Below are 25,858 nucleotides of genomic sequence, written 5' to 3'. Positions count from 1 at the left end.
GTTCCCAACGTGGACTCCGAATACATTAGCGCAAACCAACTCCGTTATTACTTAATTGTAGTTGCAATAACGGGGCGGACCATACATTAATTGTAGTTGCAATAACGGGGCGGACCATACATTTTTGTATGAATCACCGAATGTAGAACTTAAAATTCCGGGTTTATCCCATTATTCCTGAGCGTATTTTTGCTAGCCTGTTGGTGAGTGCAATTGGGATAAGGGGATGTGATGAACAAGGTCGTATTGGTATTTGGTGGATTGGGGAACGCTAAATCGTCTGTGGTTGGTTTGTATGAGAACCTTCTGCATAACTTAAGTTCTCACTTTGATGTCGTCGCCATTGACCCTGCAGTTCAACATCCCAAATCCTGTGCATCGCAGTTTCAATTCCCTTACTCCGCTCGCTACGCCGATCTTGATGCGTTTTTACATGCTCACTCACACACTGATGTTGCTGCGGCCTTCGTTCTAACGCCAGTTGGTACACATCTCTCCATTATTGAACAAGTGAGTAGTGCACTCGATATTCAAAGCCTGTTGTTTGTGGTTGAGAAACCGTCTTTTTCCTTGGCTGAGATCGACAAAGGCTTTAACCAAGTCATCCCCGAGCTTAAACGTCGCGGAGCGCAATTTTACTTTATTGATACCGCTTTGGTTTCTCCTTCGTTGGAAGCACTCTTTTCTGATTCATCTATTGCACTCCCTGATTCTGCCCCGCGCAAGATTATCGCGATTGCTGCCGACAACCCCATCGACAGTCATGAAGCGATCCAAGACTTCCGTTTTGAAAACCGAATTGCGTTACTCAACGCGAGAAAGCTACTTAACTTAGCCACCAGCGGCGGCGGAGGTTATGGCTTTGATATGGGCATTCATGCGCTTGCTGGGTTAGTTCGCTACCTGCATAAATTCGGCATAGAAGACTCACAGATTGAACTTAAACAAGTCCGTGCCGAACGTATTAACGAATCGCAATTGGAGTACACACAAGGCGCTGAAACTCATCTCTATGTCGAAGGCGAACTCACATCGACCGAGGGCAATATTGAAGTAGTGATTGAGGCAGGAAAAGCCGGTGATATCTGGGACAGAAGATTGGAACTGCACTACCTAGAGCGCGTCATCGCAATTGGTTTTGGCACACTCAAGCATCCGCCGTATCTGTGGGAGAGAAGCCCCAAAGGCATTAAGAGCACCACATTTGATGTCTCTGGCTCAGGTTATGCGATGCACTTTAACGATATCCTCTACGCTCTTGGTTTTGACACAGAGCCTTTACTCTCACAACAAGAGAGCGAAGCTTTGATGTCACACTCAATGAACTTGCTGCGCAGCGTATTTGACGCCATCGGCGATACCCATCAAGTTCGCGAACAAAACATTGCCGAGGTTGATGCACACACACCCAAATACCTGTCAGAAGCAGAGCTAGAGATTCGGGCAGAGCTTAGCCGATACCTCGACAGTTTGATTGTTTAAGTAGGCAACGAGTCAGTATTTCTGGCTCAATTCATTTAAGTGATATAGTTTCTATTCATACCCTTCAATTTGTAAGTTGAATGATAGGAATATCATGATAAATCTATCCCACTTAATCAAAAATGATATGAACCTGCTGATTTGTCTGTATGTTTTACTGCAAGAACGCAGCGTGAGCAGAACCGCAGAGAAACTGTTCTTATCTCAATCGGCCGTCAGTAAACAGCTTACTAAATTACGCCAAGAGTTTGATGACCCCTTATTCGAGCGAGAATCCAAAGGTTTATTGCCGACCCCGAAAGCGCTGGCATTAGAAAGCAAGCTGCAACAAATCCTGATGCAAATTGATCAGCTTCGTGAACCAGAAGAGTTTGACCCAGAACGCTCGACTCGCGTTTTCAGTATCGACCTTATCGAAACCGCCTACTCCACGATTTACCCACGTTTTCTGCCTCAAGCGTTGTCTAGTGCGCCAAAGATAACCATCAAAAGCGCAGATTGGAGTAACAGCAGCATTACTCGATTACAAAGAAGAGAGATCGATTTTGGTGTGGGTATCTTTGAGTTTGATGATCGTTCGAAAACCCATGTCGATACCATCCCTGACACTCTAAATTACGCGGAACTGATGCGTGACACCTCGGCGTGTATCTTGAGAAAAGGACACCCAGCATTAGAGGAAGAATGGAATCTCGACGCGTTCCTGAAGTACCGCCATATTCAAGTCATCACTGGCGGAGTGTCTAGCTGGTTATTACATGAGGTGCTCGATACGCAACGCCTGCGCATCGACAACGCTGTCAACATGTCCGACATTTCCAGCGCCGTGAAACTGTGTGAGAAGAGCGACTTGATACTGACTTACCCTTACAAAAGCATCCGCGAGTTCGAAGGTAAATCGGACATTGTGATCAAACCGCTCCCGATAAAAATGGAACCTGGTGGGTTCTTTCTACTTTGGAACAAGCAACTCGACAATGACCCAAGCCATAAATGGCTAAGAGAGCTCATCGTCAGTCAGTCTTATGCCTAACTGAAAATAAAACGAGTGATGCCTAAGAAACAATGATAATAAAAAATTATTATCTTCAAAATTATTGATAATTTCATATAATCAAAATTTCTCCATATACTCACCTCCATCGAAACGAAACACGAATTAAACATCACAGTTTTTTGGAGCAGAATTATGAAAATGAATCACGTAGGCATCATGGTTGGCGATATGGACAAAGCAGTAGAGTTCTACACTAAAGCGCTTGGTCTTCGCATCGTAATGAACAACACAAAAGTTATCGAAGAGCGCGAATCAGCAATCGGTCGTATGTGTATCGCCGTATTCGGTGAAGGCTTCAAAGGCTTCAACATCGCTCACCTAGTGACATCTGACGGCATCGGTGTTGAGCTGTTCGAAATGGTTGACCGTGAAGAGCGTCATAACGTTGATTTTTCTCGTCTAGGTATCTTCCATTTCTGTCTACAACTACCAAAAGAGCAGTTTACTTCAGCAATCGAGCGTGTAGAAGAATTCGGCGGTAAAGTACGTATGGATATCATGCGCTACCACCCAGAAGACGAGCTAAAGCAAGCACAAATGGTTTACCTAGAAGACCCGTTTGGCAACCTATTTGAGTTCTACTCACACTCTTACGAAGACACTTACGCGTCTGATTACGAATAATTGAATGCTTAAGAACCAGAAAGGGTTGGCCTAGTGCCAACCCTTTTTTGTTTATTAAACTCATTTCTTATGATCTTAATCGACATACAGAACGACAGCCCGTTATATTATTATTGTTTTTTAGCTATTAAATATAAACAGAGGCTTAATCGTGGAATTCTTATACTTGCCACATTTCTTAATTGGCTCAATTGCAGCTCTATTCATTGTAATACTCCTTTTGATAAAGAGAGGCAGCAACGCCAAAAATCAACTTAGACTGACTCAATCTGAGCTTTCTCAAGCTAACTCTATAATTGATAACTATCGCCAAACGACTTTCGAACAAAAGAAAACCATTGAAAACAACACAATCCAGATCACCGAGGCAACCGAACGTCTTGATGAGTACAAGATAAGATTCTCGAAAATTTTTGATACTGAGGCTGAATGTCACAATATAAAAAATGCTCTGGAAATTGCTAAAGAGGAAATCGAAGCTCGAGCGAGAAAGACTCTTGAAAACTTAGAGTCTAAAAAGAATCAAACCGTTGAGGAGCAGCGATTAACTGAATTAAAAATAAATGAGTTACGTACTGACTACAAAAGCAAAAAGCTAACCTATGATGCCTTGAGCAGGCAGATTGCTATTTTTAGAGACGATATTGAACTAATAGAACTTGGCTTCTATGAACCAAAATTTGACTTCGATGCCTCAGAGAAATTCAAAGAAGAAATCAAAAAGTGCAAAGACCGACAAAAAGCTTTGATGAGAGAAAAATCATCTAGCGGTGCTATTTTTTGCTATAGAGAATGGACCGTCGACGGTTCACGTTCTGAAGGCAAGAAGATGACGGATAAGAGCATTCGACTTACTGCTAGAGCCTTTAACAACGAATGTGAAGCAGCAATTGCTAACTGTACATGGAAGAACGTCGTCAAAATGCAAGAGCGTATTAGAAAGGCTTTTACTGCAATCAACCAGCTTAACGAGCCGAATGCCATTTCCATCACAGACAAGTACTTAAAAGAAAAGCTCAAAGAACTTCAACTGACCTATGAATATCGCGAGAAAAAACAACAAGAGAAAGTTGAACAAGCAGAGATAAAGGCACAAATGCGAGAAGAGGCTAAGGTTGAAGCCGAAATTAAAAAAGCTGAAGCAGAAGCCATAAAGGAAGAAAAACGCTTCCAAAAAGCTCTCGACACCGCGAGAAAAGAACTAGAGCAAGCCAGTGACGAACTAAAGCTAGAGCTTGAACAACAGATAGCAGAACTACAAGCCAACCTGAAGGAAGCAGAGCTCAAGCACCAACGTGCTCAATCAATGGCAGAGCAGACAAAACAAGGGCATGTTTACGTTATTTCAAATATCGGCTCTTTTGGCGAAGATATATATAAAATCGGTATGACACGTCGACTTGAACCAATGGATCGCGTCAAAGAACTCGGGGATGCTTCTGTACCATTCACGTTTGATGTACACGCAATGATTCATACTGATGATGCTCCGACATTAGAGAGGAAGCTACATGAAGTCTTCGATTCTCGCCGATTAAACATGATTAACAGACGAAAAGAGTTCTTCAATGCCACACTAAACGAAATACAGGAAGCTGCGCAATCCTTCTCAAACCATGAGATAGAGTTCGTGAAGACTGCCGTTGCTCAAGAGTATTATGAAACTCAAGCAATGAAGAAGCAGGAACAAGTGAAGGAGCACGGTGCTTCAGAAGAAGCAGAACGCGCAAACAACTTACCAAGTTTCGCCGATGCTATTTAAGTAAGCACTCTATAACATCAACCCCATCTCACCTTTCCTTGGTCTCAGCTTCGGCGATCAAAATACATCGAGAGCAAAGGGGAGGAACTGTCGGAGCGTGTTAAAACGAGATTCTTGATGTAGCCTAGGCTCGTCGAAATGACACCAAAGGACAGCCCTCCCCCTTGGACAAGAAATGCAAATGCTGAGCAAACCATGTCAATACAAGGGGGAGTTGGAGGGGGTTGCTAGTGAGAAACACATAACCCCAAGAGACTACATCAGAAAAATCCCAAGATAAGTGATAGCAACAACGCCAAGTAAAAACTCAGAAAATGGCTCTCTAACGATTGGCAATTGAATGAAACGGCTCAATCGATTCGATATTGCGAATTCACGTCCTCCCCAATCTAAACTCTTTAAGTTGAAACACAGGCTGAGGAAAAGAAGGTGACTGGCTGTCGCGATGCGGGCGTGGAAGAAATCCTCAGCACCAATTGCAATAACAAAAGACGCAATGTGGCAGATAGCCAACGTCAGTTTTGGCAACACAGAACGATATTCGACAAGCAGTAATTGCGTCAGCCACAAACCGTAAATCACTTTTAATTGCCAAGGAACAGGCTCTCCAAATAAGACGATCCTCCCCTCTCCTTGCAGTGTGGTTTGTATCCCTGAATGTACCCAGTAGGCGATCGCTGCAGCCAGTACCATCGATATAAACATCGACAAATAAGCCCGCTTTTTAAACTGCACCAATAAAAACCCCGCGGACTGGAGAACGAAAAATACGACCAAACCCTTATCAACATGTTCGATGCTGACCCATTTACTCGCCGCTAAAAAACACAACACGTTAAAACCAGTTTCTAAACAGAGGATTCGCTTTATTTCTCCTGAATTTTCGACCGGTTGCGTTAACGGCCAGAACACCACAGGTAACAGCACTGTCAATGCTAACGCGAGCCAAATCGAACTTTGCACTAGTAGATAAAAACCACTGCTGTACACCAAACACAGCAACAGAAAGAGCCCCGATGACAAGGGTGAATAAATTCGGGACTTCATTGGCACATCTCATGTTCAGAGTCTGCATACTCGGCTAAATCCGCCGAGCATAAATTAGCGGTTTCTATACATCGCTCCAACGTAACCGGTACTCGCCAAGTTTGGCGGGGATCAGATAAATACTCACCGCTTAAAAAGACGTTAGAAAAGTTTTTCACTGTTGTTGTGAGCGTATTCTGAGTGGTAGGTTGAGTGAGGGCGTGTTGCAAAACCCACTGTCGAGGCTGCCCACGCTCATTGATAAAAACATCACCATGAAAGTACTCTGAGTACAAAGTGTCTAGCTCTTGAGGTGTGACTATTTTTGCCCCAAGGCCAACTCTAAATCCTTTGTAAGCCGAATGTTCGAGTAGGTCCAGTTGCCCAAAAAGCTGAAACAATAATTCATCTTTTACTTGCTCTTCAGTACAAGACAGCATTGGCTTTTGATACAAAAGCCCAAGTGCATCATCAAGCTTAGTCGCGGTTACCGATAAGCACGTCACCTCACCTCGAGATGTGTTTCTGGTGGTGACGTGATAGCTCAATCCCCAGGGAGAATCGAGGACTAAGCCAACCGTTCTATTTTTGAGTTCAGTAGGGATACGAGAAAAATAAAACTGAAAACCGTGGCTCAAGACGTAATCATAACTTAATGCTGAACTGGTTTCTGAAAGTAAAGAGTGAGTAACATGGGCCGGAAGCGCAAAGACATAATAATCGGCGAGAACGGTACAGTCATTGTGTAGTCGCACACCATCCACTCGGGTCCGTGCTTTGTTGGGATAGATGGCCTTCGCTTTGTAGCCTAAGTGAAACTGAACACCCTGCTTTTGGAGATGGTGAGTCAACGGGTTAATAAGCGCGTCACTAATGGGTTTGCGCATTCCCAAGCTGTAGGCGTCTGGTGCCAAAGTATGCAACTCGCCTTCTTTATTGTTGAGTAAATCCAAAATCGCCAATGCTGACGTATCATCAGTCGCTCCAATCCAACCTAGCAAGACTGAACGAAGGAAAGCGGCAAGGTGTGGCCTTGAGTCGTAGCAGAAGAAATCTCTAACGGAAACACCGAGTAATTCCTCTGTAGAATACGTTTGCTGCAATCGTTGCTTAAACCAAAACGTATCCGTTAGAGGAACTTGAGCATAATGCATTGAATAGGCGGACTTTGCGTCATCCCACAGTTTTTCTAAACGCGTAAAATAACCACGCTGAAACTGTATGGTTTTGCTACTTTGTGCCCAAGAAAATTGCACGATATTCTGAGGGTAAAGCGAGTCTAAACAAGAGCCAGCCCCTGAAGGAATTTCTTTAAGAAAATTAATGAGGTTGTGGTTTTTTGCGAAGAACTGCCGATGAGTAAGTTCATGAACCCTCCCCCCTTCATCTACCGTTCCGATACACTTTCCTCCGGTGTATAGCTCCTTGTCGTAAACAGAAACCTCAAAACCTCGTTTTATGCAGTTATGAGCCACAGTTAAGCCAGAAATTCCAGCACCGAAAATCGCCACTTTGGGACGCGAAAAGCCCGTGCAAGCACAGGCCTTCTCCCCCCTTTTATTCGAAGAGTAAAAAGTCATGTTCTCTCCTCGAACTATCGATGAAAGTTGACATGATTCGCGATCTCTAATCGATATAGATCGTGGTTCGGAAGTTGATTCAACACCGTACTGATGTCGAGCTCAAATGGACTATTCGCCAGTGAACGACACATAATCAGATCGTCGCCCACAATCATCACTTTAGGTGTCGCACCTTCCCACACAAGCTGGGCTGAGAGGTTTAAGTCACTGATATTAATCCCACAGTCGTAAGTGCGAGAACGCAAAACACCATTTTCTACTTCGTACCCACCAACCAACACAATGGGATTCTGCACAGTAGGAAAGACAATCGCGTCATTTCCTCCAGCAGCTTGCTCGGTTGGGAAAGTAATCGCGTCTTCAGCGTGAACAAAAGAAGCAGCAAGAAGGGTCACGAAGCCAAGAACGTTTTTCATTATAATTTCTCCATTTTTATATTTATAGCGGGAATGTTCCCAAACGAGAATGTATATCAACTCCGCACTTACGACCATTGGCTTAAGGATTTTAATTTTGTAAGAAATACGCCATAGTCCAAAAATGCTAAATAAAAGATAAACTTAATAATTATCAGCACCTTGAATAAACAAAATGAATACTAAACAGAGAATTTTAGAAGCTAAGACAACAAATATAGAAAGCCAGATATTGGAAAGGTTTTCGAAGGTTGGACAAAAATAAAAATAAACCTGATTAATTACATAACCTTTAAATGATAAATGACACAAATAGTTGTTCGACGAGTTTACTTAGTAACACATTGAACATTAAAATTTTATAAAATAAGACAATCTCTCACCTAAACTTACGATAAGGCAACTTGACCTGAACTTTGGAAGTAGTTTTTACGAAGAAGAAAAGAGGGTGCTAGAGGCGGATTTGTTCGATGTGTATTGACCCAGAAAGGGAAGCTGCAACCGTATTGCCACAGAAAACATATGACCACCATACAAAGCGTGAAAAAAAAGGCTTGGTATCAACCAAGCCTTTTGAATTTAACGATTACTTCGTCACGCGACATGCACTTTGGGATATCTCGTTGACGATCAAAATCGCTTCGTCACCCTTGGTGTGCAGGACGAGCATTTGGTCATCAGACATATATTTTGCACCAGAGGCAGAACGAACTTGTTTGAGTTCAATCTCTCTCCCGTCATCAACGGTGATCAGCGCTTTTTCCTGATCAAAGCTAGCTGCAAACTGATGGCCGTCGTCACACTGGTATTGATACTCTGGCGCGGTAGAGGCACAGCCACCAAGCGCAAGCAAACCAACTAATGTCAGTGCGATTTTTGCCTGCTTAGCAATCATTCTTCAGGTGCCCAAACGCGAATATTCACGTCCAAATCCGCTGGCGCGTAAACCACAACAGGTAGCTTGCTGTTGTAACGGTAAAGGTCGCGTGTTGGCATTTGAACGAAAGTCTCTACCTTCTCCATGTCTTCAGGACAAGCCATTAGTGTAGAGATGCCACCTGCTGGAGAAGCGTCAACTTGGTAGTAAGTGTAACCCCAACCTTCTAGCGAGTGCTCACTCACACTGCCACCCAGAGAAACGCGGTTACAGTCTGTTTCCATCATTTTGCCAACCACAAGCTCAACGCGCTTATCTGCTTCGTTGCTTGCTGGGTCTACATAGAAAACGTGCTTCGTCATGTTCTCCATCTCTGGGAACATCTCTGCCGATGGGCGAGATACGTCATTTGCTGAGTTCATTGTCGAACATCCGCTCAGTGCCAATGCACCTGCGGCCAACCAAACTGCTTTCATCGTTTTTTCCTTTTTCATATGGATGGGCATATTGTAATGGGGAACGCCAACTTATTGTGAAACTACGGTTTAAATTGAGGTCTACTCTCACAATTACGACGTCAATGCGGAATCAGGCTCGGATGCCCAACTCAGCCATCAAAGATTCAATGGATTGATTCAGCCATTGTGTCATTGGTTCATTTCTTCTTTTGGTGCTGTAAACATAGCCAAAATTGCCTTCTAATGTTGGTAACTCCTGCGCAAAATCGAGACCAACAAACCGCGCGTCCAATTGCTCAATAAGGTATTTGGAGCATGGGAAAAGGATGTCACTTTCAGATACGAGGTTAAGAATAGTATTGATATGGCTCGTTCTAAGCTGAATCCTAGGCACTACGGACAAGGGCTGCAGTAAACGAGAGATGTGCACTTCTTTTTCATTCCAATGGGGAATGATGTGTACAGCAAACGACGCCGCCTTGAGATCGTCCAGTTGAACGCACTTTCCCTCCAATGGATGCCCGATGCGGCCAGCCAGAGCGAAATGGTCTTTGCCGCCCTTCTTCTGCACCAGGAATTTAGGTAAATCCATTGGGAAATAGTTAATACCAAAGGCAATCTCTCCAGCATCTATTTTCTCGGGCGTTGCTTCTGTCCAATCCTCAATCACCAAGTTCATCAATGGGGCTTCCTTGGCAAGAAACTGAGTCAAAGGGGCAGAAAACCACTGGGCAATGGAGGCGTTTATCGCAATGCGCAGGTTGGCTTTTTCGGTGCTTGGGTCGAAGCGCTCTGCTGTATTGACCAACGCTTCAATGTCATGGATGAGGCCAGAAAGCTGAGTTTTGAGCTCTTCCGCTTTTGGGGTTAGCTCCATCACCGCCCCCTTTCTCACCAAAATATCATCGTTGAACAGCTCACGAATCTTTCTTAAGTTTCGGCTCACGGCGGGTTGGCTAGTACAGAGCCGCTCTGCCGCGACGGTGGTATTTTGCGTTTCGAGAATGACCGACAATACCTTCAACAAGTTGTAATCAAATCCAATCACGCTCAGCACCTTTTCTGCATTTTGGTCGACTCTATAACAATAATGGTATGAGCTAAATACCACCAATTCATTTCTGTCATAGCGCGGACAAAATTTATAGTGAGTGCATTCACCACACACTATTTGGATGATGTCAGCTATGAAAAAGAAACTTCTTGTCACCTTGTTGGGTTTGTCTGCACTTGGCGCTCAACCTGCCTTTGCCGATACGGCCAATAGCGAACTCGCGAAAGATGCCTACATTTATGGATACTCGATTGATGAGGCGTACAAATTCTTCTACCACACTGCAGTAGAAAATGATTACCCACTCAATCGCTTTCAAAATATTCGCGGCTTAGCCGATGACACCTATACCGCGCACCCGACCATCAACAACGACACGCTCCACTTGATGGGTTGGTTAGACGTTGCCGCTGAACCCGTCATCGTCAGCGTTCCAGATATGGATGAAGGGCGCTACTGGATACTGCACACCATGGACATGGGCCACTACACCAACGCGGCATTCAGCTCACGAACTCGTGGCACAGAAGGTGGCCAATTCATGTTTGCCGCCAACAATTGGCAAGGTGAGGTTCCGGATTCCGTAGATGAGGTGATTCGCGTCGACAGTAACCTAGTTAAGCTGATGGGACGCATCATGGCGCTGGGTGGCGAAGACACAAAAATCGCACTCGATTACATGGATCAATGGACTATCCGCACCTTGTCGGAATACCTCGGTCAAAACGGACCGAAACCCGTGCAGCGCACCTACCCAGATCCGAAGCATTCGAGTTGGCTGGAGCGCGTTAACTTCGTCCTTTGCGATGGCACGATGGGTGATGCTGATAAACAATGGTTAGAAAAATACCAACCTATCGGTGTCGAAGCTTGCAAAACTGACTTCACACCTGAGCAATTGAAGCTTGCCAAAGCAGCAGAACAACAAGGCATGCAGCGTATTATTGAGCTAGCACCGAAAGTTACGGATGCGCGTCAAATACTAGGCACACGCGACACCCTTGGCGATACCCCGCGCGAAGTCTTTGCTGAAGGCACTTATCTGGGCCAATGGGGCTTACCACCTATTGAGGCGTCTTACCGCAAGACGGATTTTGATACCAAAGGGGAAAAGCTGGATGGCTCGAAGCATGACTACGTGATGCGCTTTAAAGCCCCAAATGTCAGTGAGTTTTGGTCGGTAACCATTTACGGCAGTGATAACCGTTTGATGGCTAAAAACGCCTTAAACCGACACAGTCGTGGGGATCGCAGCATGAAGCCTGATGCGGATGGTTACTACACCATTCACATGAGCTCTGACACGAAAAGCAATGCGGATGACCCGAATTACTTACCAGTACCAGAGAAACCGTTTTACGCCATCATGCGCTTCTACGGTGCGGACGAAGCGATCCAAAGTGGCGAATATCAGATGCCGGAGATCGCCCCAGTCGAATAAGCTCTGCGATTAATCCGTGAAGCAAAAACTGAAACGTTACTCTTTGGAGTAGCGTTTCATGTTTCTCGATCACGTCATTACGTGCCACTTGCTCCAAACCAATGACAAGGTTATGGTTTGAAGCCATATTTGGTCGATGTTCAAGGAAGAGAGAATGACCACCTACCTTGCTGGCTTTACGCTTGGCATATCATTGATTCTTGCTATCGGAGCGCAAAACGCCTTTGTGCTGAAACAAGGCATCAAACAGCATCATGTGTTTCTGGTGTGCTTTATTTGTGCACTGTCGGATGCGATTTTGATTTCCCTTGGTGTGGCGGGTTTTGGCTACTTAGTGAAGCAGTTTCCGTTGATTGAAACCATCGCACGATATGCTGGTGCTGCCTTCCTAACTTGGTATGGTCTCAGCAGTTTACGCTCGGCATTGACGCAAAAGCACGTGATGAATCCTGAAGGTGATGCCTCCAAAAGTGCATGGCAAACGGCTCTGATCTGCTTGGCATTCACTTGGTTAAACCCGCATGTTTACCTTGATACCGTCGTGCTGTTAGGATCAATTTCTACTCAATATGAACCACACAAATGGCAGTTTGCAGTGGGTGCGGTATCGGCTTCCTTCGTGTTCTTTTTCAGCCTTGGCTATGGCGCTAAGTTATTGATCCCCATCTTTAAGCATGCTCGCTCTTGGCAGGTTCTTGAGTTCATTATTGGCTTTGTCATGCTGGCTCTGGCGATCAGCTTGCTGGTTTAGTGCGTATACTTTTCTCAATGCTCGAAAAAGGAACACGTCATGGCAAACCAACGCAACCCCATTGAAATCAAAGCCCTCGATCACGTGGTATTGAGAACAGATAATCTCGATGCGATGCTCCGTTTCTATCGAGATCTATTGGGATGTCCTATCGAGCGGGAGTTGCCAGACTTAGGGCTGACGCAGTTACGTGCTGGCGCAGCCATCATTGATTTGGTGACGGTTGAAAGTGAACTCGGAAAGTTAGGCGGCAAATCGCCAAGCCAAGATGGCCGCAACCTTGACCATTTCTGCCTGCAAATTGCACCTTTTGAAGAGTCTGAGTTGCTTAAATATCTTCACCAACATAATGTCCACGTTGAAGAGTTTGCCGAACGATATGGCGCACAGGGCTTTGGTCGCTCTGTGTATTTAGAAGATCCAGAAGGCAATGTGGTCGAGCTTAAACCACAGGAATAACTTGTTGCTATTCCTAACTTTATTTCCTCATTTTATCGGTTAAATGCGGCTTTCTATTAAACCGTTTCGCCGTTGATTACGTATGTGTGTTCCTAAGCTTAAATAGGCAACCCTGATTAGGAACACACCATGACCCCCAACGACGACGCACTATCCAGAATCATAGAAATGGCATGGGAAGACCGAACCCCGTTTGAAGCGATTGAGCATCAATTCGGCTTGAGCGAAAATGGTGTTATCAGCCTGATGCGTCGCCACCTCAAACCCCGCAGTTTCAAGCTTTGGCGACAACGTGTATCTGGACGCAACACCAAACACTTAAAACTGCGCTCACCAGACGTGAACAGAGGCTATTGTCCAACGCAGTACAAACAACGTTGAGCCCTTCATAGAGCCTTAAATTGCAAACGCTATGCGCTTAAACCATAAAGTAAGGCGCACTGTCTCTCATGAACTCCGCCATAGAGGCAAGGTAATCCCACGTTTCTCGGTAGGTGTGGCTCATGCATTGCGTGAAGGCTTGGCACAGTGACGGATCTTCTTCCAACCACTGGCTGACGTGTTGCGCCGTGTAGGAAACCTGCCTCACCTCATCATCTAAAATCTGCTGAATGGTCGGTCGCATCTCTTTCAGATACGGGATATCCGATTGGTCGATAAAACTCAGTTGAGAAACCAATAAACACCAAGAACGAAGTTCGACAGAGTGAGCTCGGAAAAGGTGGATTTTAATGTCGTCGTAAAAGTGGCTGACATTGCTGAAATCGCTCGACTTATCTTCCTGATACACCTCAGTTTGGTAGCCCGTTAGAGGGATCAAGCTGGCGTACATGGCCGAGTGATTTCTGTCGTTTTGGCAGTGATGCATGATTTGCTGCTTCATTTCCCCTTGCGCGTAACGAGTGGCGATCATTTTGAGTCGCTCTGCACCCTCTTCTTCATTAATGGCATTGTGTAACAAGTAATACGCCATAGTTTGCTTGCTCTGAAATATCTCTCCAGTGAGTGCTCCCATCGCTTGAGGTGTGAGTGAGGAATCGGAATGTAGGTAGCTTGCAATCGAGGCTTTGTACTCTTTAGAGGGTACAAAGTTATTGTCTTCTAGCAAGTTATAAAGGCTGGTCTGTAAACAGTTCATGTCACCTTCCTTGATGGTGCTGCATCGCAACACGTCATGCTGACTACTAAGAAAGTGAGGTATTTATCAATACGCTCCTTGGAATGAGGTGGCTTCAAGCGGAAGAGTAGAGTTTGGGAATGATTTCGGCTCGGAGCGGCTGGCCAGCGGCGAGGTTAGGACAACTCTTAATGCTTTCGTATGAATATTTAACGACCTCATTGATTTATGAAGCATATATTTTGTTACAAAACAGTTAAATGATCATTTTATAAATGTTATGTATTGAAAATAGACAGAACGAAATGCGGTGTTATTAATGATTGTTTTATAAGGAAAATCAGCGTTGTCGCGCATTTTTCCCTGCATACAAATTTTAGGAAATTACAGAAAAGTAGTGTGATAACTCTATAAAAACCGGACAGTTTTCACTACCCGGCTTGATATTATTGAGCCTAATTTGAAGAAGATTAAGCGATTGCAGATGCTAGGGGGGTCATCTGCAACGCTTAATATTTGACCGTGTTAGTGACTCACCAACAGGTGTTACTTGCCCACAAAGCCGTTGTACAGCATGTAAAGGTGCGCAGCACTCCAAGAGAAGTTGTTTGCGCCCTGCACTGCACCCGTTTCAGGATTGTAGTTTTCCTGAATTGGCGTCGTTTCCGTTAGACCTTGTGCATTTTGGAACAGCTTATCAACCATTTGACGCGCTTCTACACCGTAACCGTAGTTGTCCATGCCACGAACGCCGAAGTAGAACTGATCCAGCCATACACGGCCACGCCAGTAAATGTCTGGTCCGTAAGCAGGGTTGTCCATCGACGCCGTGCCAAGTGGGATCTTCGGTGAGTTAAACTTGCTGGTATCAAGCATGTTTTTCACCACTTTATCTGCGTGTTCTTGCGTTGCTGCGTTGTTAAATAGTGGAGACCAACCTTCCGGACCCATACCGCGCTTCACCAACATTGGACCTGCACACTGATTGCTAAGGCCATTTGGTACCACTTCAATATCGTAATAGAAGCCAGTTGTGTCGTCGTACATACAACGGTTGATGTACTCTTTGGTATCAGCGGCTTTCGCTGCGAACTCTGCCGCTTTGTCAGCTTTACCCAATACATCGGCAATTTGCGATAGGTACAGGTTGTCTGAATACCAGTACGACGCTTGGTCTACTGACTCTTGCATGAGTGAGTAACCAGACAAGTTGTTTGAGTCGTCGGTGTTCTCGTTGAACTTCACTTCCCAGTCTTTCTTCGCTTGAGCCAGTTTGTCCATGTTCTCAACCGAATCATTACGGTAAGTCACGACAGAACCGTCTTCACCCATCATCATGTCGTAGGTGTTGTCGAAGCCGTTGGTGTTATGAGCGTATCGCCCCATTTGGTCAATCACTTCCGCTTCTTCTTGCGTTGGTTGCTCAGCCATACCTTGTAGATTGTCAATCGTATCAATGAAGCCAAACACGCCTGCGTTGTCACGACCTGACTCCCAACCCGCTGCGACTTTTGCAGGGATGCTCATTGCCGTGTAGTCACCAGAAGTCAACAATTCGTTGTATTTCTCGATGCCCGTTTCTTTGATCCACTTGTCGCCATTCGCTTCGTCTTTGTATTGGAACTTCATGTCATCGACAGACGCATCTGGTCCCCAAGAACCGTCATTCACGTCACCTTCGAAAACCGTGTGGATTGGATCTTTCGCTGCACCGTATTCTGGGATACCGTTCTTATTCGTATCACGAGCACGTAACCACCAGTCGTGGAACGCAACCAGCTTCGGATACATTTCTTCTAACCATTTTTGCGCTTCTTCTGGACGGTTATGCTCATCTTTCAGTGCGGTATACACTTCCCATACCGCCCAAGCAGCAAGTGATGGCTTGGTATTACGCTCATTCCAGTTCAGACCATCCGTCGCTTGAGGGAACACTTTTTTGTATTCCGCAGACATGCCTTCCCAACGTTCTGCCGGCAAGTTGTAGGTAACTACATCAAGCAAGTAACCTTCGTCCCAAGGGCGAACCGGATCGTCAGACTGCACTTGGTATTGGAATACAGTACGAATGTTTTCCATCGCCACATCTGGGTTGAAGTGAGACATCGCATAAGCTTGTTTCCACGTATCCCACGGCCATGTCATGTTGCCCGAGAAGTAAGGCGCCGTAACCGAAGGCGTAACAGTATCATGATCAATCGCACCCGCTGCACCACGCCAGTTTGCGTTTAGTGTTTCCATCGCTTTTACTGCAACGAATTCATGCTCTTTTGAAGCAGCATCGTTCGTAAGGCCGTTTGCTAGATACTCTTCCCAACGCATTGCTGAATCGTGCATGTAGCCTTTTGGATCGGCCATTACGTCATCCAATTTTGCAAATTCAGACGTTTGTTCTTCAGTGTTTTGAACGTGCGTGTACGCCGTGTAGAGCGTGATTTCTTCGCCATCACCTAGCTCTGCCGTTTGGACGAAGCCTTTCTTGTCATCATCGATGGTAGACGTTTCTGGTTTGATAGAACGCGTCACTTCAAACTTAGAATCGCCCGAAGTTAATAACGACCAAGAGTCACGAACCGCACCAAAAGACACTTCTACGCCGTTTTCTGTCGCGGCGATTTCACGTGAGTAAGTAGGGTATGCATCTTCAACACTGCGAACAGTGCTGTCGTTGTTCTTGTAAAGTTGACCATCGTCAGCGCGGTAATCTTGCATCAACTCGCCGTCCCATTCGCCTTGAATAGCCAGCTTGTTCGGGTTCTTGATGGTGGTTTTAACAAGAGAAGTACGGTCTGTCACAAAGCGCATTTCGAGCTCCGCTTCGATGCCGTTATCGCCCGTGTATTTTTGAATCAATGCGCCAGGTTGTGAGTAAGCTTCTGTCAATTTGAGTGGCATAGGTTGACCATCAACCGTTAGTGCCAAACGGTCAAAACGTGCAGCCATGAATGACACGTATTCTTCCGTTAGTAACGCAGTACCACCTAAGGTGATTTCACCACCTTTAGTGTCTAGTGTGTGACCATGCCACGAGCCGTTATCGAACATAGGAATGTAGCGAAGGTGACCACCATGAAGATCACGCAGTGCCAATGGCACACCCGCACGATCGATGGTGTTATGGAATTCAGCCGCTTTCAGTGGCGCATCCACATTCGAGTCATTATCACTACTGTTGCATCCACTAAGTGTTAGAGCAACCCCGACAGCAATCGCACATAAAGAAGTCTTAAAGTGCATGTTATATCCCTCATTTATTGGCTTTTGGTCCTGATCAGGAGAAAAAAGGTCGAGACGTGCCCTGCCGATTTTCGATGATGAAGACTCAGCCTTATTTATTTCACTTTTGGATGTGAGAAGAGATCGGTTAATTTGTCTCTTCTTCGTTTGACCTATTTAAATAACAAGTCATTAATTTTGGATAATAGTGGGGCTTTGATGTATTCATTATCAAACACACCCACTTAATATAAATTCTTTATTTTGTGATTAAATAGTCACTATTTTTCATTCGCCATCGAGATGGCTTTTAATAATTCACCGTCAATATTCGGAATCGTATCCGAAAGGAATATCTGATTACCCGGCGTGTAAGTCATCAAGACGTTTCTCAGTCGCTTACTGCATTCCCCGCTCTTGTTCTGCACATCAAACTCAATCAGTTTGTTGTACACCTCATTCGCCAATTTTTCTTCCTGCTCTTCAGTAATAGCAATGCGTCCCATGCAAATCGGTGGTCGCACATCATGACTGAACACTTCATCTCGAAAGCGCTTGGCGAACAAAGTATCGAGCTTAGAGCCTTCTTCGAAAATAAAGCGACCTTGGTCTTTAAAGCGGTACTGGTCCTCACCTTTTAGCTCGATGTAATCCATCATTTCCAATGCACGGAAATAAAGCGTGATCGAGGTATGGGTTAATTGGTATTTGCTCGCAATATCTTGCGGAGACCATTCCTTCCGACGCAATAAATACAAGAAATCAAACAAGTACGGATACTGGTGAAATATTTCACTGTTGATGTCAGTGATAAACTGCTCGTTCTCTTGTTGCAGCTGTTTACCACGCATGGACAATTCGACTAAGTCAGTATCTAAATGAGTGGCATACGAGAGTATTTTGTCCAACCCTAAAGACGTGTTGTGTAACTGTCTCTTAATGGTTGATAGAGGAATCCCCATTCCGGCAGAGAGATCGGAATAACAAATCCCTTTCTCTTTAATTTTTTCTCGTAAAGCAGCAAGTAAATACGTTGCAGAATTATTCATCTAACAATGCCTGTTTTAATTTCTTCAGCATCCCTGATGATATATTCAAGAGAATCCTACTCTTGTGATGCTGCTTCCAATTATCACCAGCATTCTTTATCAATTAAATCGATTTCAATGATGAGACTTTTACTTGTTGTTAACTGATCAAGTTTTACTCATTACGTTCACACTTTGACCAGTTATTTTAAGCCTTATCAGTATGGCGACGAGTATAATTGTTTTGATGCGTAAAATTAAGTTCACTTAGATTTTTAGTAAAATTTTTCTATCGAGAGATTAATTTCTTAGGTGGGAAGTATCAAAAAACTGTACTTAAAAATTTAGTCTCGCTTGAGATCACAGAATATTCGCGAGTGGCTGGTATTTCATCGAGTTAGTGACCAGTAAAAAGCTTGTTATAAGGAGCAAGAAAGTTAGTTAAATTAACCGAGGTATTATTGAAGCGCCGTCATATTATACCCGTATTTTTCTAGCTTGCTCACATAATTTATTGGCCTGCCACCAACATTTATTTTTATATTCTTTTGCCACGTAAATACTCTCTCCCGCCATCGGAGTAATAAGTTCAATGTGATCGGCTTGGCAATGTTCAATCAAGTCCTCAATGGGTTCATCCCATTTGTGCGTAAACAACTCATACGTTGCCCAGTGTACAGGTAGCAACTTCTTCGCTTGCAGATCTTTGAATGCGCGTACGGTGTGATGCGCTTGCATGTGTCCCCAGTTCTCAACCGGATAACCTTGGTTGCCTTTCACATCTGCCGCGACTTCCAAACAGGCGATATCAATCGGACCGCAACGCTGAGCGATTTGTGCAAAGTGACAATCGTACGCACTGTCGCCGCTGAAATAGAGGGTCTCTTGCTGCCCTTTAACCACCCAAGATGCCCATAAGGTCGAATTCTTATCCAGATAAGTGCGCCCTGAGTTGTGATTGGCTGGCGTGCATATCAACTCAACGTTGGCGTAATGAACGCTCTCCCACCAATCAAATTCCACCACGTTATCCGGTCTAACACCCCAACGAATCAGATGCTTACCGACACCGAGTGGCACGTAAAATGTTACGGATTTATCAGAATAGTAACGTATGGTCGAAGCTTCGAGGTGATCGTAATGATCATGAGAGATCACGATGACATCCGGAATCGGCAAGCTATCACGTACGGCTGTATTGGGGATATTGCGCTCAAACCATGCCTTAGCAATCAACGGCGACGCATAGTCGAATACAGGGTCAGTCAGAATGCGCACGCCATCGGTCTCAATCATCAAAGTGGAATGCCCGAGCCAAGTGACTCTCATCGCTTGTTGTCGCTGTTTAAACCGCGTCGGCTCTATCGATGAATAAGGCAACTGGTTATCGGGACTGAGCGGCGAACGTCCGCCCATGTAGGCCCAACACACTTGCCAAAAAGACTGAGGGCTTGGCACATTTGGCATCTTGTCTTTGACGCGTCCGTGTTCAAATTGAGGTGAGTGGTTAATGCGATGCGCCAACTGCGCGTAGTAAGTGTGAGGAGTAATCAGTGATTGCGTTGCGCGCTCACGAGCCAAGTACGTGTTTTTAAGTGTCGTTTCAGACATGTCCTATCTACGTCTTGTTCACTAAACTATGGTTTTAGTTAAGCCTGCTTGTATGTCTTTTTCATGACCAAAATAGGGCGTAAGATGAAGATTAGGTTTCAGAGAAGTATTTCTGTCCTTTATCGGTCTTGATAAGAAAGAGAGAAGGAGAAAAAGTTATGGTGACCTGCAGCCAATACGATTTTATTGAAATCGCCTGTATGTTTAATCTGACCGTGGAAATCACCCTCAAAAACGGTGAGAAACATCAAGGCAGCGCATTTGATACAGGCTACGATATTGAACGACAAGAGTGCTTATTTTTGGATATCGATGGTGAGCACATTTCATTCCCAACCGAACAATTGATTGCGATGAGAGCACTCAAAGACAATCCGCATTTCAGTGAAGTGACCTTCGGTTAATTGCTCGAAAACCGATAGAAAAGTCAGACATAAAAAAGTGCCCTTAACTGGCTGAGTTAAGGGCGCTTTTGTTTAGCTTTAGAGGTTTACCTTGAGCGGATAAATATCAGCATCGGCATCATGATAACGAACATCACCCCGACCAATTGGAAGGTGTGCACAAAGGCCACCATTTGCGATTGCTGATGGAGCATGTTCTGGTATTGCTCCAAAGCCGCAGGATCAGTAATCGACAACCCCTGTTTCGCAGCCCAGTCATGCAGCACTAGGTTATAAGGGTTAAAGCCTTCTCCCAAAGCGTGCCATTGCTGTTGGCTGTCGCGGTATTGGTATGTAGTCGCAATCGAGATACCAAACGAACTACCAATGGTGCGGAACAGGTTAAAAATACTCGCCCCTGCCACCGACTGCTCTTTTGGCAATGTCATGTACGCCAGTGTCGATAAGGTCGAGAAGGTTAAACCTAAACCCATGCCCTGAATCATACTTGGCATCACGATCCAGAAGGTATCGATTTCCATGGAGTACAAGGTCATGAGGTAACTACCAATACCGATACAAGTTAGGCCAAAGACAATCTTCAACCTTGGGTCGAATTGTGGGTTAATCACAATCACCAATATCAGCATACAGGCAGATGCTAGCCCCCGTGGCGCCATTAACATACCCGTGGTGGACACTGGGTAATTCAATAAGCTTTCGAGCAACATCGGTTGTTGAGTGGTCAAGCCGAACATGGCCATCGACACCACCGCCATCATCAAGGACGAGACCATGAGGTTTCTGTCCTTGAGGAGCCACAGAGGCGCGATGGGGCTCTTGGTCTTCCAACTGCGGTAGATCCACATGATTAAGCCCATGATCGCCAGCAGCACTGCGGTTTGGATAATGCGAGAGTTGAACCAGTCTTCGTCGTTACCTTTGTCGAGTACGAACTGCAACGCTCCGACCCCGAGGGCCATATAACCAATGATCCACCAGTCGAAGTTCGGTTTGGATTTGTTGCTGATGTGGATGTAGCGATAAATCAGCGCAGTACACACTAAGCCAAATGGCAAGTTGACGTAGAAGATCCAACGCCAGTTGATGTTGTCAGTAATCACACCGCCCACTACCGGGCCTAAAATCGGACCAAGCAAAATACCGATGGAGAAGATCGCCATCGCCTTGCCTTTTTGCTCGGAAGGGTAAATCTGAACCAACGTAGATTGCGCCAGTGGAATCACCGAGGCACCAAACGCACCTTGGATAATACGGAACACTACCATCTCTTCGAGTGAACCCGCTTGTCCACAGAAAGCACTGGCAATCACAAAGCCGATGACCGCCACCAGCATGACTTTGCGCTCACCAAATCGCGATACCCAGAAACTGGTCATCGGAATGAAGATCGCCTCAGCCATGCTGTAGCCAGTTAGCACCCATGTGATTTGGTCTGCCGTTGCGCCCAACGCGCCCATCATGTGTGAAAGCGACACGTTAGCAACGGTCATGTCTATCAGCACCATGATGGCCGAAAGCATCACGGCGACGGTGGCTATTCCCCGTTTGTCGGCCGTAATCTCGTTACTCATTGTGCGTTACTTTTCAGATCAACGGTCACTTCAGAACTTGCACCCACACGCAATTGTGGCGCACCTTCAGGTACTTCAAGCGTCAAACGCACAGGGAAACGTTGTTTGATTTTTACCCAGTTACCGGTTGCGTTTTCTGGTGGCATCAATGAGAAAGAGGTACCACTTGCTGGCGACAGTTCTTCCACTTTCGCATCCCACACTACGTCTGGGTACATGTCGATCACGACTTCTGCATGCATGCCTGCTTTGATGTGCGTTAGGTCTGTCTCTTTGAAGTTTGCGCGTACCCAGTAGCTGTCTTTTACAATCACAGGGAACAGTGTTTGGCCAATGCCGACAACAGAACCTGTGTGCGTGTTGATTTCACCTGCGATGCCATCAACAGGAGAAGTGATGTCGGTGTAGCTCAGGTTCAATTCCGCTTGTGCGAGTTGCGCCGCCGCTTGTTGAACAACCGCTGCTTCTGCGCCTTCTTCACCGCGGTTTGCGATTGCTTTTTCTACCGTTGCACGTGCTTGTTCTAAGCTTGCTTGAGCGTTAGCGAGTTTGTTCTTCGCAGTATCCAAATCTTGGTCAGACGCTAATTTGCGCTTCACTAGCGAGTTAGTACGTTTGTACTCCAACTGCGCTTCGGTCAGGTTCGAGCGTGCTGCATCTAAACCAGCGACCGCTTCTGTGACCTGTTTATCGGCCACATCATGCTGTTGAACCGCCAATTGGTAAGCCGCTTTCGCTTGTTTGACCGCGAGCAGATAAGGACGAGAATCAATCTTTAATAGCAGATCGCCTTTGTTCACCACTTGGAAGTCTTTGGCTTCTACTGAGATGACTTGGCCTTGAACCTGAGGAGCGACAGACAGGATTTTTGCTCTTACGTATGCATCTTCGGTACTTGGGTGACCATCAGAATATTGCCAAGACCAGTACATCGCACCGAAGCCGATAGCACAAACGAGAAGGAAAAGGATTTTGGTCAGTTTGGATTTCGAAGAGGATTTCTTCGCGATATCGTCGCTCATTTATATTGTCCAAGTGTTCAATTATGTGATCAGTGTAGGATTTTTCCGCTTTCGAACAACAAGATGATCTGAAAGGTTAAGATCCGATTTTGAGCGTTGATAATTTGTTCAAATGATGCGCAAAGATATTCACACTCTTTGGTACCCAAGTAACCTCGAGATGCTTGGGTATAAATGTGCATAAAGTATAGAAGACGCTAATCATTTCGCGACTTAGACAATCACATTGGCGAATACTCCAGACAGAAAAAAACCCCGTTAGTCTTAACTCTAATGGGGCTTCATCGTTATTTATCTTTAACTATCAATGTGCTGCAGCAAGCTGCGCTGTTACTCTTCGGCGTTGTAGCCAAATCACAACACCAAACAGCAACATTGCCGGAATCCACATCCATTCTTTGCGATAACGCTCAACAGGCACACGCACATCGACAATTTGTTGGTCGAACTGCAATCCTGCTGCCTCTGCTGGGCTAACAAAGCTGACGATATCAATCAGGGTTTGTTCACCTTGCTGATAGGTAGCGATACCCAATGCGTCCAGCTTATCTTGTCCGGTTTCCCCTTCAGGAACCGAAAGCAGCACAGAAAATTCACGCATCTTACCGACCGCATCTTCACCGCTGATGCGCATTCTAAGCACACTGCCCTCTTCTAGCGGCTCAAGCGTTTGTGCCAACTGGGCAGGATTGCTCGATTGGTACGGGTCCACCACCATGTCGATCCAGAATCCTGGACGGAACAGAGTAAAAGCCACCAACAATAACAGAACGCCTTCGTACCAACGGTTACGAGTCAGGAACCAGCCTTGCGTCGCCGCTGCGAATATCAACATCGCGATAGTAGAAATAACAAAGATGGCAATGCCGTGCGCCCAATCGACATCAATCAACAACAAATCCGTATTGAAGATAAATAGGAACGGCAAAGCTGCGGTTCTTAGACTGTAGTAAAACGCGGTTAAGCCCGTCTTGATTGGATCGCCTTTCGACACCGCTGCTGCTGCAAACGAAGCCAGACCCACCGGCGGCGTTACATCCGCCATGATGCCGAAATAAAACACAAACAAGTGCACCGCAATTAACGGCACAATCAAACCGTGTTGTTGACCCAGCGTGACGATAACAGGTGCTAGCAAGCTCGATACCACGATGTAGTTAGCCGTCGTTGGTAAGCCCATGCCTAGAATCAAGCTCAATACGGCGGTAAGCATCAGCATGAGTAGCAAGTTGCCCATCGACAGCATCTCAACCAAATCAGCCAATACTAAGCCAACACCCGTTTGCGATACCGCACCAACAATCACACCTGCGGTGGCAGTCGCGATACCAATGCCGATCATATTACGCGCACCAGCAATCAAGCCTTCACGTAAATCAACGCAACCGTCTTTGAAGTTACCGTAATCGTGTTTGCCATCTTTACGCATCCAAGTCAGTAAAGGACGTTGAGTCAAAACGATCACCACCAGAATCACGCTGCCCCAAAAAGCAGATAAACCCGGAGACAGACGCTCAATCATCAAACACCAGACCAAGACCACCACAGGCAGTAGATAGTGCAGACCAGACAGCAAGACTGCGCGCGTATTTGGTAGCTGTTCTAGCGGAGAATCTGGATCCTCTTCTGGTAGCGGCTCATTGCTTGCCGCCACTTTGAGCAATGCCAAGTAAACCACCGCAAGAACCAAAGCCATTCCCGGTAGAACAAAGTCACCCAATATTGGCTTCAACCATCCTAAGCCGTAGTAGACCACCATCGACAATCCAGAAATCAACGCCGCACCAAATGCAAAACCCGTCAGTCTCGCTAGCCAAGGTTTTGAGCGTGCAGCATCAATTGGCTGCATGCCCAACTTGAGCGCTTCTAAATGAACAATATAAAGAAGGGCAATGTAAGAAATTGCGGCAGGTAAGAAGGCGTGCTTGATGATCTCTACATAAGGAATGCCGACGTATTCCACCATCAAAAATGCCGCAGCACCCATAACAGGTGGCATGATTTGCCCATTCACCGATGACGCCACTTCCACTGCACCGGCTTTCTCTGGAGAGAAACCGACTTTACGCATCATAGGAATAGTGAACGTACCCGTGGTCACTACGTTGGCAATCGATGAGCCCGAAATCAAACCCGTTAAGCCAGAAGCAACGACGGCCGCTTTTGCAGGGCCGCCACGCAAGTGCCCCAACATGCTAAATGCCAGTTGAATGAAGTAGTGCCCTGCTCCAGCACGTTCCAACAACGCACCAAACAGAACAAACAAGAATACAAAGCTGGTCGACACGCCAAGTGCAATACCAAACACACCTTCCGTAGTGATCCACTGGTGGTTAGCTAACGCATCCAACTGCACGCCGCGGTGGGACAACAAACCCGGCATGTATGGGCCTGCCAAGCTGTAGCCGATAAACACCAACGCAATCACAGGCAATGCTGGGCCCAATACACGACGCGCCGCTTCTAAAAGCAGAGGCAAACCAATCAATGCGGTAATAAAGTCTTCAGTGGTTAAGCTGCCCGGACGTTGTGCTAGTGCTTCGTACATAACAAACAAGTACAGCGAAGAGGCACAAGCAATCAAACCCAACATGATGTCGAAGGCAGGAACACGGTCGCGTGGGGAGCGCTTAAAAGCAGGGAAGACAAGGAAGGCAAGCAACAAGGCAAAGCCAAGGTGAATGGCGCGCGTTTCGGTGTCGTTCATCACACCGAAGCCAACAATAAAGGGCAGCGGAGACGCTATCCAAAGTTGAAACAGAGACCAAAGTAACGCCAAACCCGCAATCAGTTTTTCCATGATTCCGGTTGGCAGGTGAGCACCCACATCTTGGGCAATCAGTTCTTCTGCCGACAGCTCACTCGGATGCGTATCTGCATTGGACGTCTTATCCAT

22 protein-coding genes are annotated in these 25,858 nt (G+C 45.8%); 9 read left to right on the top strand and 13 right to left on the bottom strand.

Features of this window, described 5'->3' with window-relative positions; translation table 11 throughout:
• Positions 1-231 precede the first annotated feature (231 nt).
• The 4 genes from VJL_RS18750 (at position 232) to VJL_RS18735 (ending at position 4,925) form a co-directional block, all read left to right on the top strand.
• Positions 232-1,482 (top strand): hypothetical protein, encoded by a 1,251-nt coding sequence (locus VJL_RS18750; protein WP_038880298.1) that lies wholly within the window; start codon positions 232-234, stop codon positions 1,480-1,482.
• Between the two features lie 94 nt (positions 1,483-1,576).
• On the top strand, positions 1,577-2,515 hold the full coding sequence (locus VJL_RS18745; protein WP_038880296.1) for a LysR family transcriptional regulator: 939 nt from the start codon (positions 1,577-1,579) through the stop codon (positions 2,513-2,515).
• A gap of 156 nt (positions 2,516-2,671) precedes the next feature.
• Positions 2,672-3,163, top strand: a complete 492-nt coding sequence (locus VJL_RS18740; RefSeq protein WP_038880293.1) for a VOC family protein — start codon at positions 2,672-2,674, stop codon at positions 3,161-3,163.
• Between the two features lie 151 nt (positions 3,164-3,314).
• Positions 3,315-4,925 carry an SNIPE associated domain-containing protein gene (locus VJL_RS18735; protein WP_227741144.1) on the top strand — a complete coding sequence of 537 codons (1,611 nt, stop codon included), beginning with the start codon at positions 3,315-3,317 and terminating at the stop codon, positions 4,923-4,925.
• A gap of 255 nt (positions 4,926-5,180) precedes the next feature.
• Here VJL_RS18735 and VJL_RS18730 read toward each other — a convergent pair whose 3' ends face one another.
• The 6 genes from VJL_RS18730 to VJL_RS18705 form a co-directional block, all read right to left on the bottom strand.
• On the bottom strand, positions 5,181-5,972 hold the full coding sequence (locus VJL_RS18730) for a hypothetical protein (RefSeq protein WP_038880291.1): 792 nt from the start codon (positions 5,970-5,972) through the stop codon (positions 5,181-5,183).
• On the bottom strand, positions 5,969-7,531 hold the full coding sequence (locus VJL_RS18725; RefSeq protein ID WP_038880288.1) for an NAD(P)-binding protein: 1,563 nt from the start codon (positions 7,529-7,531) through the stop codon (positions 5,969-5,971). Before VJL_RS18725 ends, VJL_RS18730 begins: the two co-directional genes overlap by 4 nt.
• Before the next feature lie 14 nt (positions 7,532-7,545).
• On the bottom strand, positions 7,546-7,950 hold the full coding sequence (locus VJL_RS18720; protein ID WP_038869686.1) for a hypothetical protein: 405 nt from the start codon (positions 7,948-7,950) through the stop codon (positions 7,546-7,548).
• Positions 7,951-8,536: 586 nt separating this feature from the next.
• Positions 8,537-8,845 (bottom strand): MliC family protein, encoded by a 309-nt coding sequence (locus VJL_RS18715; RefSeq protein WP_038880285.1) that lies wholly within the window; start codon positions 8,843-8,845, stop codon positions 8,537-8,539.
• On the bottom strand, positions 8,842-9,303 hold the full coding sequence (locus VJL_RS18710) for an ecotin family protein (protein ID WP_038880282.1): 462 nt from the start codon (positions 9,301-9,303) through the stop codon (positions 8,842-8,844). Before VJL_RS18710 ends, VJL_RS18715 begins: the two co-directional genes overlap by 4 nt.
• Before the next feature lie 112 nt (positions 9,304-9,415).
• Complete coding sequence (locus tag VJL_RS18705) at positions 9,416-10,333, bottom strand: LysR family transcriptional regulator (RefSeq protein ID WP_038880280.1); 918 nt, start codon at positions 10,331-10,333, stop codon at positions 9,416-9,418.
• 139 nt (positions 10,334-10,472) lie between these two features.
• Here VJL_RS18705 and VJL_RS18700 point away from each other — a divergent pair, with 139 nt between their 5' ends.
• The 4 genes from VJL_RS18700 to VJL_RS18685 all read left to right on the top strand — a co-directional run bounded on the left by VJL_RS18700 (position 10,473) and on the right by VJL_RS18685 (position 13,371).
• The gene (locus tag VJL_RS18700) at positions 10,473-11,780 is read left to right on the top strand and encodes a DUF1254 domain-containing protein (RefSeq protein ID WP_038880277.1); all 1,308 of its coding nucleotides are present in this window, start codon (positions 10,473-10,475) and stop codon (positions 11,778-11,780) included.
• 154 nt (positions 11,781-11,934) lie between these two features.
• Positions 11,935-12,531, top strand: coding sequence for a LysE/ArgO family amino acid transporter (locus VJL_RS18695; RefSeq protein ID WP_005434851.1), 597 nt, complete (start codon positions 11,935-11,937; stop codon positions 12,529-12,531).
• Positions 12,532-12,570: 39 nt separating this feature from the next.
• The gene (locus VJL_RS18690; protein WP_038880275.1) at positions 12,571-12,990 is read left to right on the top strand and encodes a VOC family protein; all 420 of its coding nucleotides are present in this window, start codon (positions 12,571-12,573) and stop codon (positions 12,988-12,990) included.
• 129 nt (positions 12,991-13,119) lie between these two features.
• Entirely contained in the window at positions 13,120-13,371 is a 252-nt protein-coding gene (locus VJL_RS18685; protein WP_038880272.1) for a TIGR03643 family protein, read from the top strand.
• Positions 13,372-13,408: 37 nt separating this feature from the next.
• Here VJL_RS18685 and VJL_RS18680 read toward each other — a convergent pair whose 3' ends face one another.
• From VJL_RS18680 to VJL_RS18665, 4 genes are all read right to left on the bottom strand, one after another.
• Entirely contained in the window at positions 13,409-14,128 is a 720-nt protein-coding gene (locus VJL_RS18680) for a hypothetical protein (RefSeq protein ID WP_038880269.1), read from the bottom strand.
• A 525-nt stretch (positions 14,129-14,653) separates the two neighbouring features.
• Positions 14,654-17,344, bottom strand: a complete 2,691-nt coding sequence (ygjK, locus tag VJL_RS18675; RefSeq protein ID WP_038880266.1) for an alpha-glucosidase — start codon at positions 17,342-17,344, stop codon at positions 14,654-14,656.
• A gap of 260 nt (positions 17,345-17,604) precedes the next feature.
• Positions 17,605-18,372: a transcriptional regulator gene (locus tag VJL_RS18670; RefSeq protein WP_038880264.1), complete on the bottom strand. Its 768-nt coding sequence runs from the start codon at positions 18,370-18,372 to the stop codon at positions 17,605-17,607.
• Positions 18,373-18,828: 456 nt separating this feature from the next.
• A complete protein-coding gene (locus VJL_RS18665) occupies positions 18,829-19,962 on the bottom strand; it encodes an MBL fold metallo-hydrolase (protein WP_038880261.1) in 1,134 nt (377 codons plus the stop codon).
• Between the two features lie 158 nt (positions 19,963-20,120).
• On the opposite strand from VJL_RS18665, the gene VJL_RS18660 reads away from it, so the two are divergent.
• Positions 20,121-20,366, top strand: a complete 246-nt coding sequence (locus VJL_RS18660; RefSeq protein WP_038880258.1) for a Rho-binding antiterminator — start codon at positions 20,121-20,123, stop codon at positions 20,364-20,366.
• An 86-nt stretch (positions 20,367-20,452) separates the two neighbouring features.
• Here VJL_RS18660 and VJL_RS18655 read toward each other — a convergent pair whose 3' ends face one another.
• The 3 genes from VJL_RS18655 to VJL_RS18645 form a co-directional block, all read right to left on the bottom strand.
• Positions 20,453-21,940 (bottom strand): MDR family MFS transporter, encoded by a 1,488-nt coding sequence (locus VJL_RS18655; protein ID WP_038880255.1) that lies wholly within the window; start codon positions 21,938-21,940, stop codon positions 20,453-20,455.
• Positions 21,937-22,962 (bottom strand): HlyD family secretion protein, encoded by a 1,026-nt coding sequence (locus tag VJL_RS18650; RefSeq protein WP_038869708.1) that lies wholly within the window; start codon positions 22,960-22,962, stop codon positions 21,937-21,939. Before VJL_RS18650 ends, VJL_RS18655 begins: the two co-directional genes overlap by 4 nt.
• A 304-nt stretch (positions 22,963-23,266) precedes the next feature.
• Positions 23,267-25,858, bottom strand: coding sequence for a TRAP transporter permease (locus VJL_RS18645; protein ID WP_038880252.1), 2,592 nt, complete (start codon positions 25,856-25,858; stop codon positions 23,267-23,269).

This window comes from Vibrio jasicida CAIM 1864 = LMG 25398 (assembly GCF_000400365.1).
Lineage (GTDB): Bacteria > Pseudomonadota > Gammaproteobacteria > Enterobacterales > Vibrionaceae > Vibrio > Vibrio jasicida.
This window is presented reverse-complemented; position numbering and strand designations above follow the sequence as displayed.

Bases quoted from the DNA above. Each gene is read 5' to 3' on its own strand.
- VJL_RS18750 (WP_038880298.1), top strand. From the start codon at position 232: ATGAACAAGGTCGTATTGGTATTTGGTGGATTGGGGAACGCTAAATCG.
- VJL_RS18745 (WP_038880296.1), top strand. From the start codon at position 1,577: ATGATAAATCTATCCCACTTAATCAAAAATGATATGAACCTGCTGATT.
- VJL_RS18740 (WP_038880293.1), top strand. From the start codon at position 2,672: ATGAAAATGAATCACGTAGGCATCATGGTTGGCGATATGGACAAAGCA.
- VJL_RS18730 (WP_038880291.1), bottom strand. From the start codon at position 5,972: ATGAAGTCCCGAATTTATTCACCCTTGTCATCGGGGCTCTTTCTGTTG.
- VJL_RS18725 (WP_038880288.1), bottom strand. From the start codon at position 7,531: ATGACTTTTTACTCTTCGAATAAAAGGGGGGAGAAGGCCTGTGCTTGC.
- VJL_RS18720 (WP_038869686.1), bottom strand. From the start codon at position 7,950: ATGAAAAACGTTCTTGGCTTCGTGACCCTTCTTGCTGCTTCTTTTGTT.
- VJL_RS18715 (WP_038880285.1), bottom strand. From the start codon at position 8,845: ATGATTGCTAAGCAGGCAAAAATCGCACTGACATTAGTTGGTTTGCTT.
- VJL_RS18710 (WP_038880282.1), bottom strand. From the start codon at position 9,303: ATGAAAGCAGTTTGGTTGGCCGCAGGTGCATTGGCACTGAGCGGATGT.
- VJL_RS18700 (WP_038880277.1), top strand. From the start codon at position 10,473: ATGAAAAAGAAACTTCTTGTCACCTTGTTGGGTTTGTCTGCACTTGGC.
- VJL_RS18695 (WP_005434851.1), top strand. From the start codon at position 11,935: ATGACCACCTACCTTGCTGGCTTTACGCTTGGCATATCATTGATTCTT.
- VJL_RS18690 (WP_038880275.1), top strand. From the start codon at position 12,571: ATGGCAAACCAACGCAACCCCATTGAAATCAAAGCCCTCGATCACGTG.
- VJL_RS18685 (WP_038880272.1), top strand. From the start codon at position 13,120: ATGACCCCCAACGACGACGCACTATCCAGAATCATAGAAATGGCATGG.
- VJL_RS18680 (WP_038880269.1), bottom strand. From the start codon at position 14,128: ATGAACTGTTTACAGACCAGCCTTTATAACTTGCTAGAAGACAATAAC.
- ygjK (WP_038880266.1), bottom strand. From the start codon at position 17,344: ATGCACTTTAAGACTTCTTTATGTGCGATTGCTGTCGGGGTTGCTCTA.
- VJL_RS18670 (WP_038880264.1), bottom strand. From the start codon at position 18,372: ATGAATAATTCTGCAACGTATTTACTTGCTGCTTTACGAGAAAAAATT.
- VJL_RS18665 (WP_038880261.1), bottom strand. From the start codon at position 19,962: ATGTCTGAAACGACACTTAAAAACACGTACTTGGCTCGTGAGCGCGCA.
- VJL_RS18660 (WP_038880258.1), top strand. From the start codon at position 20,121: ATGGTGACCTGCAGCCAATACGATTTTATTGAAATCGCCTGTATGTTT.
- VJL_RS18655 (WP_038880255.1), bottom strand. From the start codon at position 21,940: ATGAGTAACGAGATTACGGCCGACAAACGGGGAATAGCCACCGTCGCC.
- VJL_RS18650 (WP_038869708.1), bottom strand. From the start codon at position 22,962: ATGAGCGACGATATCGCGAAGAAATCCTCTTCGAAATCCAAACTGACC.
- VJL_RS18645 (WP_038880252.1), bottom strand. From the start codon at position 25,858: ATGGATAAGACGTCCAATGCAGATACGCATCCGAGTGAGCTGTCGGCA.